The organism is Campylobacter jejuni, assembly GCF_001457695.1.
GTDB lineage: Bacteria > Campylobacterota > Campylobacteria > Campylobacterales > Campylobacteraceae > Campylobacter_D > Campylobacter_D jejuni.
Map to the genome: position 1 here is coordinate 70,605 of NZ_LN831025.1, position 17,640 is coordinate 88,244.

Consider the following 17,640-nt stretch of genomic DNA (forward strand, 5'->3'; position numbering starts at 1 on the left):
ACTAAAATAATCTTGGATTCCAACCACCCATAGCATCTTCTATCACGCTCTTATATTGATGGGCGATTTCTCTTATAATTCTATTGTTATTTAGCATAGGAGAGGAATTATACTGATAGATTTGTCCATTATTTACATTATAAACAGCAACCCCATAAGTAAATAAAACATAAGGCTGTCCTAAATTTGAATGTTTAATTTGTCTTTTTACCTTATATACAGGATGATAATCAGCAGGGGAATTCGCACTGACTTGCAACCAAGCAAATAATCTGTCTCTACTAGGATTTTGACATTTATCTTCTCCTGCACCGCACAAACCTTTATCAAGATTCTTCCGTTCTTCTAGTGTAATTTCTGCAATAGCATAAACTTCTGAAGTTAAATTACGTCTGTCTTTGAAAAATTCAAACTCAACTACATACCCACCCTTCACTTGTTTCATCTCTTCAAGGCTGAGTTCTTTTACACCCGGGCTTGTATCGCTTAAGGCACCTTTTGTGAGTTTAGCTAAAAAATCCTCAGCAAAAACAGAACTAGTCAGTAAAGAAGTTAAAGCTAATAAAGCAAAAATCTTTTTCATTGAAAATCTTTTCATAAATTCTTTTTGTAAGTTCTTTAAAACTACTATCGACTTATTCTAGCAAAAGTTTAATCTTGCTTTGAAAGTTAAGTGAATTTTCTTTAAATACTTAAAATTTTATTCTCGGTTTGTTTCCTTTTGTAATAAATTTTTATTTTTATCTTAAATTATATTAAGCAAGTAAAAATATTTAAAGATTTTAAAATACTTTATTTAGAATAATAAACTTTTCAATATCAAGGATTAAATTTTAAAATTAACTTGAGCTGATTATTTAAAATGTAAGGATTGACAATGAAAAAAATTTTCTTAGCATTTATGGTTTTAGTTAATTGTGTTTTTGCTAGTGATGAGCTAAATATAGACAGTTTATTTAAAAAGCAAATAGGCTTAAGAAGCATTACAAGCTTTTCTTTGCTTAGCACAGGAAATGCAAACTCGTATTCTCTTTATCCTAATATAACAATAGGCGGAGATCCTACCATTTGAAACGATACAAAGCAAGTGTTTTTAACTCAAACTTTCATTTATACCATAACACCTAAGTTTGACATACTTATTTCAGGGGGCGGAAGTTATGCAATAGCTGAATATACAAACTTTTTTACAAATGAGTATTCTAGTAAAAACAGAATAGGTTTTGATAGTTTATGGTTAGGTTTTATTTATACAGGCGATAGCATTGCAGATTTAATTCCACAAATTACCTTTCAAACTGCAGTTGTTCAAAGAGAAAAAGCAATCAATCAAACCAAAAACTTTTATCTAAAATCACAAAGCTTACAAGCTAGTTTAAGGGGATATAGCGACTGTAGTTTATAGTATTTATACAGGATTTGGTTATAATCAATCAAGAAAATTTAAAACCCTTAAAATAGAGTATGGAAATAGTATTTATGTGGGCGGGGATTTATCTATTATTCTAAGTCCTAAAATTACTTTAGATTTAGGAGCAGAGCAAAGATTTCAAATGAAACAAAAAATCAATGGCTATCAAAATTCTGAAGCGCGTTCTATTCCAACTTTAAGTTTAGGTTCTACTTATAGCATTAATTCAGATACCGCAGTTTCTGTTAATGCTAGTTTTGGAGGAAGCTCTGCTTCTCCTGATAGCATATTTGGGATAAGCTTATGGAAAAAATTCTAAAAATTTTATTATTTTTTACCCATTCTTGCTTTGAGTACAAAAGCCGAATGGGTAAGTTAAGTCTTATCAAGAAATTAAAAACGAAAGAGTAATAAGACAAACTTATGAGCAATCTTGTGGTGCTTCATCTTTAGCAACTTTACTTAATATACTTGATGATCAAAAAAAGTTTGATGAACTTGAACTTTTAAAGATTGTGAGCGGACAAGAACTTTATACGGATATGGTAAGCTTTGCAGATTTAAACGATGTAGTTAAAAAACTGGGCTTTCAAAGCAATTCATATCAAATCAATAGAGAAAACTTGGATAAACTTGTAAATATTCCAATGCTTGTAAAAATTGAAGATGATCCACGCTTTCCACATTTTGTTATAATTATCAATCATAAAGGTAATTATTTACAAGTGCTTGATCCAAGCCATGGAGAATATATAAGTTCTAAAAGTCAATTTTTTAGCATTTGGGATAGATATAATAAAGGTGGTTATGCTTTAATTGTTGCTCCTAAAAAAGAGCTAAAACCTTTCAAGTTAAACACTCCAAAATCTTTACATTTTGATTTCAGCCCTTTTAGTTTGTTTTAGTTTTAATTCATTTATATTTATTATTCTTAATTTGTAGGCTAAAACTTTTTATCTTAGTTGTTCTAATCTTTCTTTTTTAGAACCGATTTCTGTAATTTGAACGCCGAAGTTACCATCGACAATTACTACCTCGCCATAAGCAATTCTTTTATCCCCAATTAAAATTTCAAGCGGATCGTTTGCAAGTTGATTAAGCTCCACAACTGAACCTATATCCATAGTTAAAACATCTTTTAAAAGCATTTTTTTATTGCCTATACGCACACGAACAGGCAAACGCACATCCATGATAAGATTGATATTTTTAAGCTCTTCGCTAAGCATTATCGCTTTTTCTTCAGTATTGTGATTAGAATCAGTGCTTGTATTTCCTGTTTCAGCAGGTTTCCCGCTTAGGATGTTATGGAGTGTTTGATCCATGGCTAAAGAAACTTGTTCTTCTAAATCGCCTATTTTTACATCATATAAAAATAATTTTTTAAAATCTTTAAAATCTACGCTTTCAGGCACAAATTCACAAGATTCTATGCTAAAATCCATTTTTGGAATGTCTTTTTGGGCTCCTAAGGTTGTAGAAAATGCTGAAATGATATTTTGGATGGCTTCTTTAGCTGCATCCATTTCATCAGGACCCAGTTTATCGTTTTTGGTGATCTCTTCTTCACCCATCATCCATTCACCAATAGCACTCATTAAAACAGCACCAGCTAAAATTCCTATTTTTCCACCATTTGCTATATTAAATATAGCATACACTAAAGGTGCTTTTAAAGTATCGCTTGTATTGACATCAAATTCTTTATATTCGCTAAATTCAGCACTTTTTCCTGTTAAACCTTCAATGGTGCTGATGCATTCATTTGTAAACATTTTTAAAAAATCATTGATCATATTTCTTCATCCTCCTCTTCAGGCTCATCATAAACACTGGCTTTAGCTTTACGCTCTTCTTCGTATTTTTCCAAAATTTCTTTGATTTCATCTTTATCTGTGCGTATAAGTTCTAAAATTTTAATAGATTTTCTAAAACGATGCAATCCAATTTGTGCTAAGAAAACATCTTTTTTATCGATACTTACTATAGCTTTATCGTCTGCTTCTCTATCAAGCCTTAAAATATCGCCTTGTTTAAGTTCTAAAAATTCATGAACATTAATTAAGGTTTTTCCTAAAATTGCCTCATATACCACTTCAGCACGACCGATTAAAGTTTTAAGTTCTTTGTTACGTGATTTTTTGGCTGAGGTTTCACCCATCATAATGTCGCGGTTTGCCAAACGGCTTAATATACTTTCTAAATGCACTACAGGATAGCAGATATTTACCATACCGCTTGAATTTCCTATGATGATTTCCATTACTACCATGATAACAATCTCATTTTGAGATACGATTTGCACAACATTTGGACTTGATTCTTTAGCTTCTATACTAGGATAAATTTCAGTTACGGTAGCCCAGCTTTCTTTAAGTCTTTGCATAATGATACGCAAAATAGAATCAAGTAAATTAAGCTCAATATCCGTAAGCTCACGCGAAGCTTCATAGCTATCGCCTTGACCACCTAAAAGCCTGTCTATCATAGGAAAAGCTATGCTTGGATTGATTTCTAAAACACAGTTTCCATCTAAAGGTTTGATAGAAAAAACGTTAAAACTTGTTGGGCTTGGCAAAGACATTAAAAACTCTCCATAAGTCATCTGATCGACTGAATGAAGTTTAGTTTCAACAATACTTCTCATCATCGATGAAATTTGAGAGGCTAAATTTCTTGCCAATTTATCATGTATGCCTTTAATCGTCCTAAGTTGTTCTTTTGAAACTCTGTTTGGACGCTTAAAATCGTATACAACGATATTTCTTTCATCTTTTTCATCTTTTGAATTTGAGGCTATGGGTGTGTCGGTGTTATCATCGACAACTTCAAGTAGAGCATCAATTTCTTCTTGGGAAAGTATCTCAGCCATTACACTAGCCTTTCTCTAAGTTTTTTAAGAAGTTTTTTGTGAATTTGTGAAATTCTGCTTTCGCTGATTTGTAAAATTTCACTGATTTCTTTTAGGCTTAATTCTTCATAATAATAAAGCTGAATAATTAACTGATCGCGCTCTTTAAGATCATCTAGCACTTCGTGAATTTTTTCTAAAAGTTCTTCTTTTTCAATTTTTTCTAAAGTATTGTCTTCATTATAAAGTTCGATTTGTTCATCGATGGGCAGGGTATAGCTAATAGCATGAGCTGTTCTTACTTCTTTGATTTTTTCTACATCTAAATCAAGTTTTTTGGCTAGATACTCATCATCAGGTTCGCATTCATTCTCAAGGAAATATTCATCCATGATTGCATCAATATCTTTAATAATTTTGCGATTATTGCGACTCATTACATCAAGACTTCTAAGATAATCAAGCATAGAGCCGTTAACTCTTTTTCTTGCAAAACCCCAGAAGTTATCATTTTGTTCTTTATCGTAACGGCGTGAAAGCTTTATCATTTCTTCAACGCCTATGCTAATAAGATCATTAACATCTATACTTGAAGGCAAGCGTTCTTTTAGTCTAAAAGCCATAGCACGCAGAGCTGGCATGTAAGAAAGCACAAGCTCATCTTGCTCTTTCTTTAGCATTTGTGCATAAGCTTTAGGCGGCTCTTTTAGCATTTCTTCGTCTTTCTTTGGATTCATTTTTCTTTAGCTCTTCTCTTTCTTCATTGAGCTTTTCTAAAATTATATCCATTTTCTTTTCACGAATAACTAAATCGTTGATAATATTATTGCTAGTTTTTTCATAATCGTGTTTATTAAAGATTCTGCCACTAATTTTCTTTACATCTATAAAATTCATAATAGCAATATGAACAAAAACATAAAACATAAAAGTAATAAAACAAGTAAAAATCAGTATATCAAAGGCTTCATCTATACTAATAATGCTAAATGCAAGTCCTATAAAAAATCCACAAACAGTGAAAAATGCTACGTAATTTTCTGGCCTCATAATCTCTTCTCTTTATTGCTAAAATCTTTCAATAATTTTTCTAAAAAAACTTGAAAAACTACGATTTGAAACATTATCAAGCACTTTCCGTTCCAATCTATATAAAAGCTTGGAAGCTAGGGCTTTAAGCTCATCACTTGAGGCTGTGTTTTCATCGCTAAATAAAGTTCTTTTTTTAATACTACCACTTACATCTTTAGAAGCGCTTAAATGACCTAAGAATTCTAAATTTAAAGGATTTTTAATGTTTGCATCTGCAACTTTTTTAATATTTTCAAAAACTTTTAAAGCTTCATTTTCATTTTTTACAACATTAAAGAGCATTAGTAAATTTTCTTTTGTCTTAGAAGTTGTTTTTATGGTTGCATACGCATCAGTGATTGCTGCAGGATCAGGAACGGTTACTACTATAACTTCATCAGCCATTTCTAAAAAATTTAAAATATTTCCACCAATACCCGCACCTGTGTCGATAATAAGAAAATCAAGCTCATCTAAAATACTTGCTTGATTTAAAAATCTCTCGTAAATATTTTTATCATTATATTTTAAAATCTCATCTCCACTTTCGCCTGGGATGAGCCATAAATTTGGCTTAACTTCTATTAAAATATCTTCCAAGGAGCATTCTCCGCGTAAAACATGCAAGAGATTTTTTTGTATGCGTACATTTAAAATGACATCCAAATTTGCCAAGCCAATATCAGCATCAAAAAGCCCAACTTTATAGCCATTATTTGCTAAAACATTGGCTAGATTTGCGCTAATCGTACTTTTTCCAACGCCACCTTTTCCACTTGTAATAGCTATAAAATGAGTGTTTTGGGATTTTTTGGTTCCATTTTGACTCATGAGATTGCGAAGTTTATTTGCTTGGTTATTCATTATTTTTTCCTTTGTTAAACCCTTCTAAAATACAATGAACTAGAAAATCACTATTGGCTACTTCTAAATCATCTGGCACTTCTTGTCCTATAGAGAAAAAGCTTAGAGGAATATTTGTTTCATAAACAAGAGAGAAGATATTTCCAAAAACCTTTGTTTCATCAAATTTAGTAATAATCAAAGTATCAATATTTAAGAATGAAAAATTTTTATAAATTTCCATTAAATCTTCCTGTTTGGTGTTTGCAGAAACCACTAAATTTACATCAATTTCTGCATTTGAGTGCATTAAAAATTCTTTAGTTTTAGCAAGTTTGCTTTGATCGTATTGTGAATTTCCTATAGTATCAACTAAAATTACTTCGCAATTATTTAAGCTTTTTATCGCTTCATCTAAATCCTTTGGTTCTATGCTATCAATAATAGGAAGTTTCATCATTTTTGCATACTGAAAAAGTTGCTCAACCGCACCGATTCTATAAGTATCAAGCGTAATAATACCTGTTTTATAACGCTTATCTCCATAAGCATAGCGAAAAGCTAACTTAGCTAAGGTTGTTGTTTTTCCGACTCCTGTTGGGCCTACTAGCATCATGATTTTTTGTTTTTTTATATCGCTTTCAACACGACAAGGCAAGATATTTCTTAAAAGTGAGTGAAAATATCTTTGAACCGCATCTTTGTTGGTTTTCATAGCAGCTGGCATATTTTCTATAGTTGCTTTCATAATCGCTTCTAGATGATTTTCAAGCATTCCACTTTCTTTGGCTTGTTTATAAATACTTGCAAATTCAGGAGGTATCATAAGATTTTTTCTAGCTTCAGCTTTATCGTCCCACATCATATCTGCAAGAAGATCTATTTTATCGTTAAGCTTGTTGATTTGTTTTTCAAATTGCTTTTCAAAATTTTCTATTTTTTTATTATAATTTGGATTAGGGGTGTAATTTTCTAAAGGTGTGTTTGTGACTTTAGAAATTTCATTGCTAACTTCACTTAGTTTTTCTTTAAAATCATCAAAGCCTAGAGTCTTATTTTGATGAGGGTTGATTTTGTTTTGTGGAAAATCTTGATAGGTTTTTTTAGTTAAGTCATTGTTTTTTACAGTGTTTAAATTTGTATTTAAGCGAGTGTTTGAGAAATCCAAGACTACATCTTCATCTTCTTGAGGGATTTGAGATCTAATTTTTTCTTCTGCAAGAGAGGTAGAAGATGGTTTTGGCGAGCTTTTTTTTGCAGGTAAAGATTTTCCTTGTTTTTTTAAGTGTTCTTCATAGTCGCTTTCTTCTATGGCTACCATAACCTCATAAAGCGCACTGCGATTTAAGGTTTTAGGACGAATTTGTTTATTTGTTATAATTAAAGCTTTATCTCCGTAATCTTCTTTTACTTTGGGTATAATTTGTTCTGTATCTTCAACAGTAAAAGTATGTATAAGTTGTCCCATTTATATTCCTTATATCATGCCTAAAGGCAAAATTACACTCACTCTTTCTTTAGCCCCTTTATGAGGCACCTCACACCACTTATCACGCTTGACTTTTTGTGAAAAGTATAAAAGATCTAAATCAAGCGTTCTAGGAGCGTTTTTGAAAGTTCTCTTGCGTTTAAATTTTACTTCATAATAAAGTAAAACTTTCAAAAGTGCTCGTGCATGCAAATTAGTTTGTATCAACATAACAGCATTGGTAAAATCTTTTTGCTCTTTAAAACCAAAGGCTTCATTTATCAACATAGGAGATGTGGATAAAATTTTAAATCTTTTATCATCCATCATTACTCGAAAAAGCATATCAAATCTTTTTTTTTCGGGCTCTATATTGCTTCCTAAGCCTATAAGAGCTAAATATTTAAAAGATCGTATATTTTGACTAAAAAAAGGAAAAAAACGACTTTTTTCAAAGTGTTTTACTCCTTGAATTTTTAGCATTATTATTTATTCGTTTGTTGTGCTTGTTGCATCGCACGCAAATTTTTTATTTGTTCGCAAATTTGAATTATACCCATTAAAGCCAAGTGATAGCCAAAAGGACCAAAACCAACAATAGTTCCAGAACATACAGGTGCTATAAGACTTTTTTGACGAAATTCTTCTCTGCGATAAACATTGCTAATATGTACTTCAATTGTAGGCAAAGCTACTGCTGCAATAGCATCGCGAATAGCTACTGAAGTATGAGTATAGCCTGCTGCGTTGATAATAATTCCATCAACTGTTCCAAGGCATTCTTGAATTTTATCTACGATTTCACCTTCAAAATTACTTTGGAAAAAGTCAAGTTCTACATTGTTTTGCGATGCTGCAAGTTTCATTTGCTCATGAATTTCTTCCATTTTCATAGCACCATAAATTCCCACTTCTCTTACGCCAAGCATATTAACATTTGGGCCTTGGATAATCATTATTTTCATGGATTTAACCTTAAAAATTTATTTTTTAACCTTTTATTATAACATTTTAAAAATAAATTTTTGCTACAATGTAATTTTTGAAAGGAAAATCGTGTTTATAGCTGCTGCAAGATATCTTTTTTTATGCGATGAAGATTTTACAATACTAGAAAATCAAGCCTTTGTTTTTGAAGATAAAATTTTAGAATTGGGTGAATTGGATAATTTAGGAAAAAAATATCCCAAGGCTAAAATCATCAAAACACCTAAAAATTCGGTTATTTTACCTGCTTTTATAAATCCTCACACACACTTAGAATTTAGTGCAAATTCAACAACTTTACATTTTGGAGAATTTTTAATTTGGCTTAAAAGTGTTATAAATTCTCGTTCCATGTTAAATGCACAGGCCAAAGAAGAATTAATACTTCAAAGCATTAAAAAAATGCAAAAAAGCGGTATAGGCACTATAGGTGAAATTTCAAGTTTTGGGAGTGATTTAGATCCTTGCTTAAAGGCTAGTCACAAGGGTATGCGTATAGTATTTTTTAATGAAATTTTGGGTACAAATGAAAATCAAGTTGAAGATAAAAAACAAGAATTTTTAAAAAGATTTGAAAATTCTTTGAAATTTAAAAATGATTTTTTTATCCCGGCAATTTCGATTCATTCTCCTTATTCAACTCATCCTAGTTTGGCTCATTTTGCTCTTGATTTAGCTAAAAAGCAAAATTTACTAGTTAGTACGCATTTTTTAGAAAGTAAGGCTGAAAATATCTGGCTTAGAGAGTCTAAAGGGAGTTTTAAAAAATGGCTTGAAAATTTCACACTTCATCCTAAGCCTCTTTATACACCAAAGGATTTTGCTAAACTCTTTAAAGGAGTAAGGACTCTTTTTACGCATTGTGTTTATTTAAAAGAATATGAATGGTTAGATAAAAATTTACATTCTATTACACATTGTGCATTTTCAAATCGCCTTTTAAGTCAAAAAAGCTTAGATTTAAAAACGGCTTTAAAAAGTGGATTGAATATCCATTTAGGAACCGATGGACTTAGCTCGAATATTTCATTGTCCTTACTTGATGAAATGCGCGCGAATTTGCTTATACATAAGAATTTTGATTTATTAGAGTTAGCCTCTAAGCTTTTGCAAATGGTAACACTTTATCCTGCAAGGGCTTTAAATTTAAATTTAGGAGAGCTTAAAAAAGGTAAAATTGCTGATTTTAGCGTATTTGAGCTAGGAGAATGTGATAAAAAGCAAGCTCCTTTGCAGTTTATTTTAAATGCCAAGGAAGTGGATAAATTATTTATAAAAGGAAAAGAATGCAAATTTTAAAATCATTTTTTAAGGCTTTAGGATGCGGTATAAAATTTATCAATACTTATTTTAAAACCTTTGTTTTATTGTTGATTGTTATATGGATTTTAATGCCTAGTGCAAATTCAAGCTCCAATCTTGCAAATTTAGAACGCATTGATTTAAAGGGTGAAATTTTTGATAGCTCTGAAGTTTTAGAAAAAATTATCAATGCTAAAAATGATAGCAATATCAAAGGAGTGCTTTTTGTTATAGACTCTCCTGGTGGAGCTTTTGCTCCTAGTATGGAACTAGCTCTAGCTATAAAGGATTTAAAAATTAAAAAGCCTGTGCTTGTTTATGCAAGCGGAACTATGGCAAGCGGAAGTTATTTAGCAGGAGTTGGAGCCAATAAAATTTTAGCCAATCCAGCAAGTTTTATAGGCTCTATCGGTGTGATTATGCAAGGAGCTGATTTAAGCGGATTGGCTAATAAACTCGGTATTAAAGAACAAACTATTCAAGCGGGTGAATTTAAAAGTGCTGGAACTTTTGCAAGAGCTTGGAATGAGAATGAAAGAAATTTTTTACAAGGTTTAATAGATCAAAGTTATGATCTTTTTACAGGTTTTGTTGCTAAGGAAAGAGCATTAGATCTTAACAAAAAAGATCAATGGGCAAATGCAAGAGTGTTTTTAGCTGCCAAGGCTAAGGAGCTTGGTCTTATAGATGAGCTTAGTAATTATGAAAATGCTAAAAAGGAGCTTGAAAAACTTGCTAATGTTTCAAATCCTATTTGGAAAGAAGAAGATAAGATTGATAAATTTCTTAACCGCCTAGAAGGACAAGCATCAAGCTTGATAAGTAAAAGCTTAATCGAAATCGCTTATAAGACTAATAGCAGTTTTATAAACGCTAGATAAAATATATAAATATTTTTATTTAATTTTTGTAATATTTTTATGCAATAATTATTTATATCTTAGATAAGGAGTAAAATAATGAAAAAAAATATTGTTTTTTTCGAAGTTAAAGGTGGGAGTGATAAAGGTAAAGATGGTTATAGAAAAGATACTATGCCTATGGTAAATGCCTTAAAAGCTAAGGGTTGGAATGCTGAGGTGATTTTTTTTGAAGTGGGTAAAAAAGATGAAATTTACAAATATGTGAAAGAAAATTTTGATGGTTATGTTTCTCGCATCAATCCTGGCAATCTTAAAGAAGAAAATGAGTATTTTGATATGTTAAGAAAACTTTGTGCCGATAAGCTTGTAGGTATGCCTCATCCTGATGCTATGATAGGTTATGGTGCTAAAGATGCACTTACAAAATTAGCAGATACTGATCTTGTTCCAAGCGATACTTATGCTTACTATGATATTAAGACTTTTAAAGAAAATTTTCCAAAAAGTTTGGCTAAAGGTGAAAGGGTTTTAAAACAAAATCGTGGCTCTACAGGAGAGGGAATTTGGCGTGTGAGTGTAGAGGGTAATGTTAGTGGAGATAGTTTGCCTTTAAACACAAAAATCAAATGTACAGAAGCTAAGGATAATCATGTAGAACATAGAGAGCTTGGGGAATTTATGGATTTTTGTGAGCAATATATCATAGGTGATAATGGTATGCTTGTGGATATGACTTTTTTACCGCGCATTAAAGAAGGTGAAATCAGACTTTTAATGCTTTATAACACCCCTGTAAATGTAGTGCATAAAAAACCAGCCGAAGATGCTGATGCTTTTTCTGCTACGCTTTTTAGTGGGGCAAAATATCGCTATGATAAGCCAGAAGATTGGAAAACTTTGGTGGATATGTTTTTAGGCGAGCTTCCTAAGGTAAGGGAAAAATTAGGCAATTACGACTTACCATTGATTTGGACGGCTGATTTTATTTTAGATACTGATGAAAAGGGCAATGATAAATATGTTTTAGGCGAGATTAATTGTTCTTGTGTAGGTTTTACTTCTCATTTAGAACTTGCTGATGAAGTAGCTTCAAATATTATTAATATTGTAAGTAAAACTAAGGCTTAGTCTTTAAGTTTAATGTCCATTTTATTATTACAAAATGGACATTCTTTTTCTATTGTTTTTAAGTTTGAGCTATATTCTATCGAGAAAAAATTTTCACAAAATGAGCATTTTGTATCTTTGGTTAGTATAGGATAGGAATAGTCAAATTTATCCAAAATAAAATATTTTATTTTTTTATCCTTAAATTTCCTTCTTTGTCTAACTTATACTTTATTTATTATTTTAACGCATAAATAGTTAATTAGAAATTTTCTGAATATTTTTTATAAAACTGTATGGCTTCTTTACATTTTTTACATTTAAATTTTACACCCTTAAGTTGAATTTTTTGATGAATTCCAAAAGGTACATCATGCATTTGTCCTACGCATTCACATGTATAAAGATAAACTGCATTTTCATCATCTTTTTCTTCTTTGACTTCTTCAAAGCTTACTTCCCCATCATCTTCAGAAGCTAAAGAAGATCTTCTGTATTGTTCAACTTTCATATCTTCATAAAGTATATGTTCTAAAAGCCATTTTTTAGAAACTGTGTAAAGCTTCTCTTTTAAATCATTAGTGGACTTTATATTTTTAATAAGATCTATCATGGATTGAATGATTTCTTTATGAATTCTTTTATGTTCTTCTAAGTCAGGATATCTTATAAGTTTCATGTATTTTTCTTCATCATTAAAATGATCTTTCATGTAGTTAAAAAATTCAGCCAATAAAGCTTTTACATCATCCTTGTAAACAGGTTTATCAAACATAAACTCTACTTTACCTGCAAGTTCAAAAAGTTTTTGATGTTGAATGTCAATCATTGTGTCATGAATACTGTATTTTTCATTTCAAGTTGGAATTAATTTATCCAAAAGCACCTTCTTTAATTTTTGTATTTAAAATTAATTTAATATATTTGAGTGAAATATTACATAATATTTTATTAAAATATTATTAATTAGAAATTATTTATTTTATTTATATTTGTATAATATAAAAAATATATATAATTAATATTAAAAATTAAGACTTACTGATTCTAGTATAGAATCAGTAAATAATAATATGTGCAATTTGTGGCCCATGAACACCAAAAACAGTGATAAGTTCTATATCTGCTGTTCTTGAAGGCCCTGCTATAAATAAGATATTAGTAGGTAAAATTTCATTTTCTTTTTTTACTAAATTTAAAGCTTCGCTAAGACTTTTAACAACATTTTCTTTTTTAAGTAATACTATGCAAAGTTTAGGTGCAAGGCTTAGCATTCTAGGTTGGGTTTTACTTGAAGGTATAAGTGCAACTCCGTGAGAGCTTACCCCTGCTCTTGCGTGAATGATGGAAAAATCACTATGAAAAACTTCAGATCTTAAATTTTCGATTTCTTTATCAAAGCAAATCTTTTTTTCTGCTTTGATTTGTTCTAAATTTAAATTTAAATCCGCTCCATAAATCATACTTTTAAAGCCATATTTTGCGACAATTTCATTGATTTTTTCTTCTAAGGTATCTTTTGTAGCATTTTCAACGATGTATTTGTTATCGCTCATTTTTTGCTTCATTTCTGTAAGCATATCTTGGGTTGTCTGGATATGTTCTACAGGATCTATACTTTCAATGCGCGTGAAAGTTGTTTCTTTGTAAGCTTTTTTAAGATGTTCTAAAATATTTGCTTTGCTTTTGCTTGAAATTTCATCGATTTTACTCATAGCTTACTCCTTCTAGTTTTTGCACTTCTTTATAAAGATCCATTTTAATTTGAGGTAATTCTTTAAAAGCGTGCCATTTTTTAATCACAGGCAAAATGCTTGCGAAATTTTGTACCGTCCAGTTGAAATAATGTGCTTTTGAAAGTGAAAAACGCCATTTATCGCCATTGGTTGCGATATTTTTAAATTGTTTAAAAGCAAAGGCTTCTAGGGCATTGTGATGAACATTATTTGCTCCTAAAGGTGGATTTTTACCTTGTCCTATTTTATCACATCTTAATTTGCGAATAAGATCAGCTAAAGGAATTTGCACGGGACAAACTTCAGAACAACGCCCACAAAGTGAACAGAAATTTAAAATATCTCCTGTATGATCTATACCAAAAATATTAGGACTGATTACTTCTCCTATAGGTCCTGGATAAGTGGTTTGATAGGCATGTCCGCCGATTTGATCGTAAACAGGGCAAAAATTCATACAAGCTCCACATCGAATACAACGCAAAGCCTCATAATAATCCTCATGAGCTAACATTTTAGAGCGATTGTGATCAAATAAAATCACATGTACTTCTTTAGGGCCATCTAAATCTCCATTTTTTCTAGGACCTGTGATGATATTGTTATAAGTTGGGATAAATTGTCCTGTAGCTGAAGGAGTGAGTAAAGAAACCATAGTAGCCGCATCTTCAAAGCTTTCCATGACTTTTTCTATGCCGCAAAGTGCGATATGAATGTCAGGTGCTGTAGTGCACATTCTGCCATTTCCTTCATTTTCTATAAGCCAAAAAGCTCCTTCTCTTGACATGGCAAAATTGACTCCGCTAAGTCCAAGTTTTAAGCCTTCAAAATCTTTTCTTAAATGCTCTCTAGCTACCGCATTTAAACTTTCAGGTTCATTGTTTTCTAAATTTGCTCCTAATTTTTCTTTGAAAATTTCTCCGATTTCATGACGGTTTCTATGTATAGCAGGTACAACTATATGTAAAGGAGGCTCTTTGTTAAGTTGTAAAATAAGCTCTCCAAGATCGGTTTCTATAGCTTTTAAACCTTTTTTTTCTAGGTAGTGATTTAGGCCTATTTCTTCGCTTGCCATAGACTTGCCTTTTAAAAGCTTGGTGATATTTTTTTCTTTCATGATTTCATAGACGATTTCACAGGCATCTTCATCACTACTTGCCCAATGCACCTTAATGCCATTTTTTGTAGCATTTTTTTCAAATTCTAAAAGCCTTTCTTCTAAACTCATTAAGGCATTATTCTTAGCTTGTTTAGCTTTAGTTCTTAAACCCTGCCAGTCTTTAAATCTAGCATCAATAACATTGAGTCTATTTTTTTGTAAAGTATGCATGGCAGTCATTAAATTTTCTTGCATTTGCTTGTCATTGAGTTTAATTTGAACGATTTGTTCGTGAGGAATTTTTTGACTCATAGTCTTTCTCCTTCTAAGCGTTTAAGTAAAAAGTCATATAAATGCATGCCTTTTATATCTAAACCCATTCTTTTCATTGTGCCATCTATATTTAAAAGACAACCTCCATCGCCACTGATGAGATATTTTGCACCGCTATTTTGTATATCTTTGATTTTGCTTCTTACCATAGCGTTTGAAATTTCAGGCTCTTTTACTGAAAAGGTTCCGCCAAAACCGCAGCATTCTTCTTCGTATTGAAGTTCTACTAATTCTACATTTTTTAGTTTTTTGATAAGATTCTTACTTGCTTGTATGCTTTTTTGCACTCTTAAAGCATGGCAATTAGAATGCCAAGTTACTTTTATAGGTGCACCTTTATCTTCATAATCTACTTTTAAAACTTCATCAAGGTATTGTGAAAGTTCTATAACCCTAGAGCTAAAATCTTTGACTTTAGAAAATTCAGGTCTGTTTTTAAAAAGTTCTTTATAGTCATGACTCATCATACCCGCACAAGAACCACTTGGCACAACGATGGGATAATCTTTATCAAATAAATCTACATTATATAAAGCAATCTCACGACTTTCATCGAAATAACCTGAGTTAAAAGAAGGTTGAGCACAACAGGTTTGATTTTTTTTAAAAATCACTTCAATACCTTCACGCCTTAAAAGTTTTATTGCATTTAAAACGCTTTGTTGCATAGCAGCAGTTCCTAAGCATGTGGCGTAAAAATACACCTTTTTCATCATCTCTCCTTTTGGGATAATTTAGGATAAATACTCTAATCCTGTAAAAATAAAAGCAAAGTAAAATTTCCAACAAATATTCTAAAAACGAATATTTGTTGAAATAAAACTTAAATTTTTAATTATTTCACTATAACTTCAGGGATGATTCCTTGTAAGAAAAAAGCTATAATGCAAGTCCAAATTCCTATTAAAACAATAAAAGCTACAGAATATTTTAATGTGAATTTGAAAAGATCAGATTCTTTTCCTACAAGTCCAACCGCCGCGCAAGCTATAGCAATGCTTTGCGGACTGATCATCTTTCCAACGACTCCGCCTACTGAATTAGCCGCTAAAAATAAAGCTTCACTAATACCTAGTTTTTGAGCGCTTACTTGTTGCAAGGTTCCAAAAAGTAAATTAGCACTTGTATCAGAGCCTGTTAAAAATACCCCTATCCAACCAATGATTGGTGAAAAGAAAGAAAAAGCATTACCTGTGTGTGCAAAAGCAAGCCCTAAGGTAGTGCTCATACCGCTATTTTTAGAAATAAAAGCAAAAGCCACAACCAAACCTATGGTAATACAAGGTATAGCCATTTCTTTTAAGGTAACCCAAAAGCATTCTGCAGCATCTTCGGCTTTGATTTTTAAAATAGCTATAGTTAGAAAAGCGGCAAGTAAAATCGCTGTTCCTGCTTGAGCTACGGTTTTTCCATTGATTAAATCTACACTCAAGGCCAAAGATAAAGGCTTAGCTTCTCCTATGCCTGTGATAGAAGGGCTTAAAATTCCAGCTGTGATATTGCTAAATTGTAAAGTAATACTTGTATAGCTTAAAATTCCGTCCTTATCAAAGAGAGCTTTAAACCAAGGTTGTGTCCAAATGATAATACAAACAATGAGTAAAATAAAAGGTGACCAAGCTTTTAAAATTTGATTAAAACTTAAGGTGTTATCTTGAGTGAAATTGCTTTCATTGTCAAATCTAAAAATATTTTTTGGTTTCCAAAATTTTAAAAATATAGTTGTAACCGCTAAAGAAACTACAGCTGAAATAATATCAGGCAATTCCGCTCCTAAGTGATTTGAGCTTAAAAATTGAGTAGTTGTAAAACTTAGCGCCGCAACTAAAATAGCTGGAAAAGTTTCTTTAACGCCTTTAAATCCATCCATTAAAAAAACTATGAAAAAAGGTATAGTAAGGCTTAAAGGAACTAGCATTCTACCTACCATGGCAGAAACTGAATGCTGTTCTATGCCGACAAGATTTGCCATAGCAATAATAGGAATTCCCACCGCACCAAAAGCAACAGGAGCGGTATTTGCGATAAGACAAAGCCCTGCAGCTTGTAAAGGACGCAAGCCAAGTCCTACTAAAAGTGCAGCGGTTATAGCCACAGGGCCACCAAAACCTATAGCACCCTCTAAAAATGAACCAAAACAAAAACCTATTAAAATCACTTGAATTCTATGATCTGGAGTAATGCTCATCACGCTTTTTTTAATGATTTCAAAAGAACCTGACTTGATAGAAAGTTTGTAAAGAAAGATTGCCGCGATGATAATCCAAGCTATAGGCCACATACCATTTGTAAAGCCTTGAATAAAACTTGCACCCACTAAATTCCAAGGCATTTTATAGGCAAATAAAGCTACCAAAGTAGCAAGTATAACAGTTAAAAAACCTGCTTGATAGCCTTTAAGTTTTAAAACAACCAAACAAACTAAAAAACATAGTATAGGTAAAAATGCCACTAAAGCACTTAGCCAAATGTTTGAAAAAGGGTCATAAATTTGTTGCCATGTTAAAATTTGTTCCAATTTTTCCTCCTTGATAATTATTATGTATAAATTTATTGTAACAAAAAATTA

The 17,640-nt window shown here is 31.4% G+C and carries 17 protein-coding genes and 2 pseudogenes; 5 read left to right on the forward strand and 14 right to left on the reverse strand.

What is annotated here, in order from left to right:
- Position 1 precedes the first annotated feature (1 nt).
- Positions 2-583: a hypothetical protein gene (locus AT682_RS00285; RefSeq protein ID WP_002883464.1), complete on the reverse strand. Its 582-nt coding sequence runs from the start codon at positions 581-583 to the stop codon at positions 2-4.
- Between the two features lie 294 nt (positions 584-877).
- Here AT682_RS00285 and AT682_RS09695 point away from each other — a divergent pair.
- A pseudogene (locus AT682_RS09695) lies at positions 878-1,730 on the forward strand (hypothetical protein).
- Positions 1,715-2,316, forward strand: a pseudogene (locus tag AT682_RS00300) (C39 family peptidase). The pseudogenes AT682_RS09695 and AT682_RS00300 overlap by 16 nt, the downstream one beginning before the upstream one ends.
- A gap of 48 nt (positions 2,317-2,364) precedes the next feature.
- Here the strand turns inward: AT682_RS00300 and fliY are convergent.
- Genes fliY through aroQ form a run of 8 tightly spaced genes read right to left on the reverse strand, consistent with a single transcriptional unit; the run spans position 2,365 to position 8,609 of the window.
- Positions 2,365-3,207 carry a flagellar motor switch protein FliY gene (gene fliY, locus AT682_RS00305; RefSeq protein ID WP_002858804.1) on the reverse strand — a complete coding sequence of 281 codons (843 nt, stop codon included), beginning with the start codon at positions 3,205-3,207 and terminating at the stop codon, positions 2,365-2,367.
- Positions 3,204-4,283, reverse strand: a complete 1,080-nt coding sequence (gene fliM / locus AT682_RS00310) for a flagellar motor switch protein FliM (protein ID WP_002851710.1) — start codon at positions 4,281-4,283, stop codon at positions 3,204-3,206. Before fliM ends, fliY begins: the two co-directional genes overlap by 4 nt.
- Positions 4,283-4,975 (reverse strand): RNA polymerase sigma factor FliA, encoded by a 693-nt coding sequence (fliA, locus tag AT682_RS00315; protein WP_002883199.1) that lies wholly within the window; start codon positions 4,973-4,975, stop codon positions 4,283-4,285. Before fliA ends, fliM begins: the two co-directional genes overlap by 1 nt.
- Complete coding sequence (locus AT682_RS00320; protein ID WP_002854547.1) at positions 4,956-5,312, reverse strand: hypothetical protein; 357 nt, start codon at positions 5,310-5,312, stop codon at positions 4,956-4,958. The genes fliA and AT682_RS00320 overlap by 20 nt, the downstream gene beginning before the upstream one ends.
- A gap of 18 nt (positions 5,313-5,330) precedes the next feature.
- Positions 5,331-6,197: a flagella biosynthesis ATPase FlhG gene (gene flhG, locus AT682_RS00325; protein ID WP_002854691.1), complete on the reverse strand. Its 867-nt coding sequence runs from the start codon at positions 6,195-6,197 to the stop codon at positions 5,331-5,333.
- On the reverse strand, positions 6,190-7,644 hold the full coding sequence (flhF, locus tag AT682_RS00330; RefSeq protein WP_002860569.1) for a flagellar biosynthesis GTPase FlhF: 1,455 nt from the start codon (positions 7,642-7,644) through the stop codon (positions 6,190-6,192). The genes flhG and flhF overlap by 8 nt, the downstream gene beginning before the upstream one ends.
- A 9-nt stretch (positions 7,645-7,653) precedes the next feature.
- On the reverse strand, positions 7,654-8,127 hold the full coding sequence (gene folK / locus AT682_RS00335) for a 2-amino-4-hydroxy-6-hydroxymethyldihydropteridine diphosphokinase (protein ID WP_002851803.1): 474 nt from the start codon (positions 8,125-8,127) through the stop codon (positions 7,654-7,656).
- A 2-nt stretch (positions 8,128-8,129) separates the two neighbouring features.
- Positions 8,130-8,609 (reverse strand): type II 3-dehydroquinate dehydratase, encoded by a 480-nt coding sequence (aroQ, locus tag AT682_RS00340; protein ID WP_002852001.1) that lies wholly within the window; start codon positions 8,607-8,609, stop codon positions 8,130-8,132.
- A 91-nt stretch (positions 8,610-8,700) separates the two neighbouring features.
- Between aroQ and mqnF the strand changes: the two genes are divergently transcribed.
- From mqnF to AT682_RS00355, 3 genes are all read left to right on the forward strand, one after another.
- The gene (gene mqnF / locus AT682_RS00345; RefSeq protein WP_002883197.1) at positions 8,701-9,930 is read left to right on the forward strand and encodes an aminofutalosine deaminase family hydrolase; all 1,230 of its coding nucleotides are present in this window, start codon (positions 8,701-8,703) and stop codon (positions 9,928-9,930) included.
- Complete coding sequence (sppA, locus tag AT682_RS00350) at positions 9,918-10,814, forward strand: signal peptide peptidase SppA (RefSeq protein WP_002883196.1); 897 nt, start codon at positions 9,918-9,920, stop codon at positions 10,812-10,814. Before mqnF ends, sppA begins: the two co-directional genes overlap by 13 nt.
- A gap of 78 nt (positions 10,815-10,892) precedes the next feature.
- A complete protein-coding gene (locus tag AT682_RS00355) occupies positions 10,893-11,924 on the forward strand; it encodes a Cj0069 family protein (protein WP_002883195.1) in 1,032 nt (343 codons plus the stop codon).
- 241 nt (positions 11,925-12,165) lie between these two features.
- Here the strand turns inward: AT682_RS00355 and AT682_RS00365 are convergent, their stop codons facing one another.
- The 5 genes from AT682_RS00365 to lctP all read right to left on the reverse strand — a co-directional run bounded on the left by AT682_RS00365 (position 12,166) and on the right by lctP (position 17,589).
- The gene (locus tag AT682_RS00365) at positions 12,166-12,744 is read right to left on the reverse strand and encodes a hemerythrin family protein (RefSeq protein ID WP_025998313.1); all 579 of its coding nucleotides are present in this window, start codon (positions 12,742-12,744) and stop codon (positions 12,166-12,168) included.
- Positions 12,745-12,961: 217 nt separating this feature from the next.
- Positions 12,962-13,618 carry a LutC/YkgG family protein gene (locus AT682_RS00370; RefSeq protein ID WP_002857772.1) on the reverse strand — a complete coding sequence of 219 codons (657 nt, stop codon included), beginning with the start codon at positions 13,616-13,618 and terminating at the stop codon, positions 12,962-12,964.
- Positions 13,611-15,050 carry a LutB/LldF family L-lactate oxidation iron-sulfur protein gene (locus AT682_RS00375; protein WP_002882249.1) on the reverse strand — a complete coding sequence of 480 codons (1,440 nt, stop codon included), beginning with the start codon at positions 15,048-15,050 and terminating at the stop codon, positions 13,611-13,613. Before AT682_RS00375 ends, AT682_RS00370 begins: the two co-directional genes overlap by 8 nt.
- Positions 15,047-15,787, reverse strand: coding sequence for a (Fe-S)-binding protein (locus tag AT682_RS00380; protein WP_079263847.1), 741 nt, complete (start codon positions 15,785-15,787; stop codon positions 15,047-15,049). Before AT682_RS00380 ends, AT682_RS00375 begins: the two co-directional genes overlap by 4 nt.
- Before the next feature lie 119 nt (positions 15,788-15,906).
- Positions 15,907-17,589, reverse strand: a complete 1,683-nt coding sequence (gene lctP, locus AT682_RS00385; protein WP_002882251.1) for an L-lactate permease — start codon at positions 17,587-17,589, stop codon at positions 15,907-15,909.
- Positions 17,590-17,640 lie beyond the last annotated feature (51 nt).

What these genes read in the sequence shown, in the direction of transcription:
- AT682_RS00285 (WP_002883464.1), bottom strand. Translation starts at nt 583, where the DNA reads ATGAAAAAGATTTTTGCTTTATTAGCTTTAACTTCTTTACTGACTAGT.
- fliY (WP_002858804.1), bottom strand. Translation starts at nt 3,207, where the DNA reads ATGATCAATGATTTTTTAAAAATGTTTACAAATGAATGCATCAGCACC.
- fliM (WP_002851710.1), bottom strand. Translation starts at nt 4,283, where the DNA reads ATGGCTGAGATACTTTCCCAAGAAGAAATTGATGCTCTACTTGAAGTT.
- fliA (WP_002883199.1), bottom strand. Translation starts at nt 4,975, where the DNA reads ATGCTAAAAGAGCCGCCTAAAGCTTATGCACAAATGCTAAAGAAAGAG.
- AT682_RS00320 (WP_002854547.1), bottom strand. Translation starts at nt 5,312, where the DNA reads ATGAGGCCAGAAAATTACGTAGCATTTTTCACTGTTTGTGGATTTTTT.
- flhG (WP_002854691.1), bottom strand. Translation starts at nt 6,197, where the DNA reads ATGAATAACCAAGCAAATAAACTTCGCAATCTCATGAGTCAAAATGGA.
- flhF (WP_002860569.1), bottom strand. Translation starts at nt 7,644, where the DNA reads ATGGGACAACTTATACATACTTTTACTGTTGAAGATACAGAACAAATT.
- folK (WP_002851803.1), bottom strand. Translation starts at nt 8,127, where the DNA reads ATGCTAAAAATTCAAGGAGTAAAACACTTTGAAAAAAGTCGTTTTTTT.
- aroQ (WP_002852001.1), bottom strand. Translation starts at nt 8,609, where the DNA reads ATGAAAATAATGATTATCCAAGGCCCAAATGTTAATATGCTTGGCGTA.
- sppA (WP_002883196.1), top strand. Translation starts at nt 9,918, where the DNA reads ATGCAAATTTTAAAATCATTTTTTAAGGCTTTAGGATGCGGTATAAAA.
- AT682_RS00355 (WP_002883195.1), top strand. Translation starts at nt 10,893, where the DNA reads ATGAAAAAAAATATTGTTTTTTTCGAAGTTAAAGGTGGGAGTGATAAA.
- AT682_RS00370 (WP_002857772.1), bottom strand. Translation starts at nt 13,618, where the DNA reads ATGAGTAAAATCGATGAAATTTCAAGCAAAAGCAAAGCAAATATTTTA.
- AT682_RS00375 (WP_002882249.1), bottom strand. Translation starts at nt 15,050, where the DNA reads ATGAGTCAAAAAATTCCTCACGAACAAATCGTTCAAATTAAACTCAAT.
- AT682_RS00380 (WP_079263847.1), bottom strand. Translation starts at nt 15,787, where the DNA reads ATGATGAAAAAGGTGTATTTTTACGCCACATGCTTAGGAACTGCTGCT.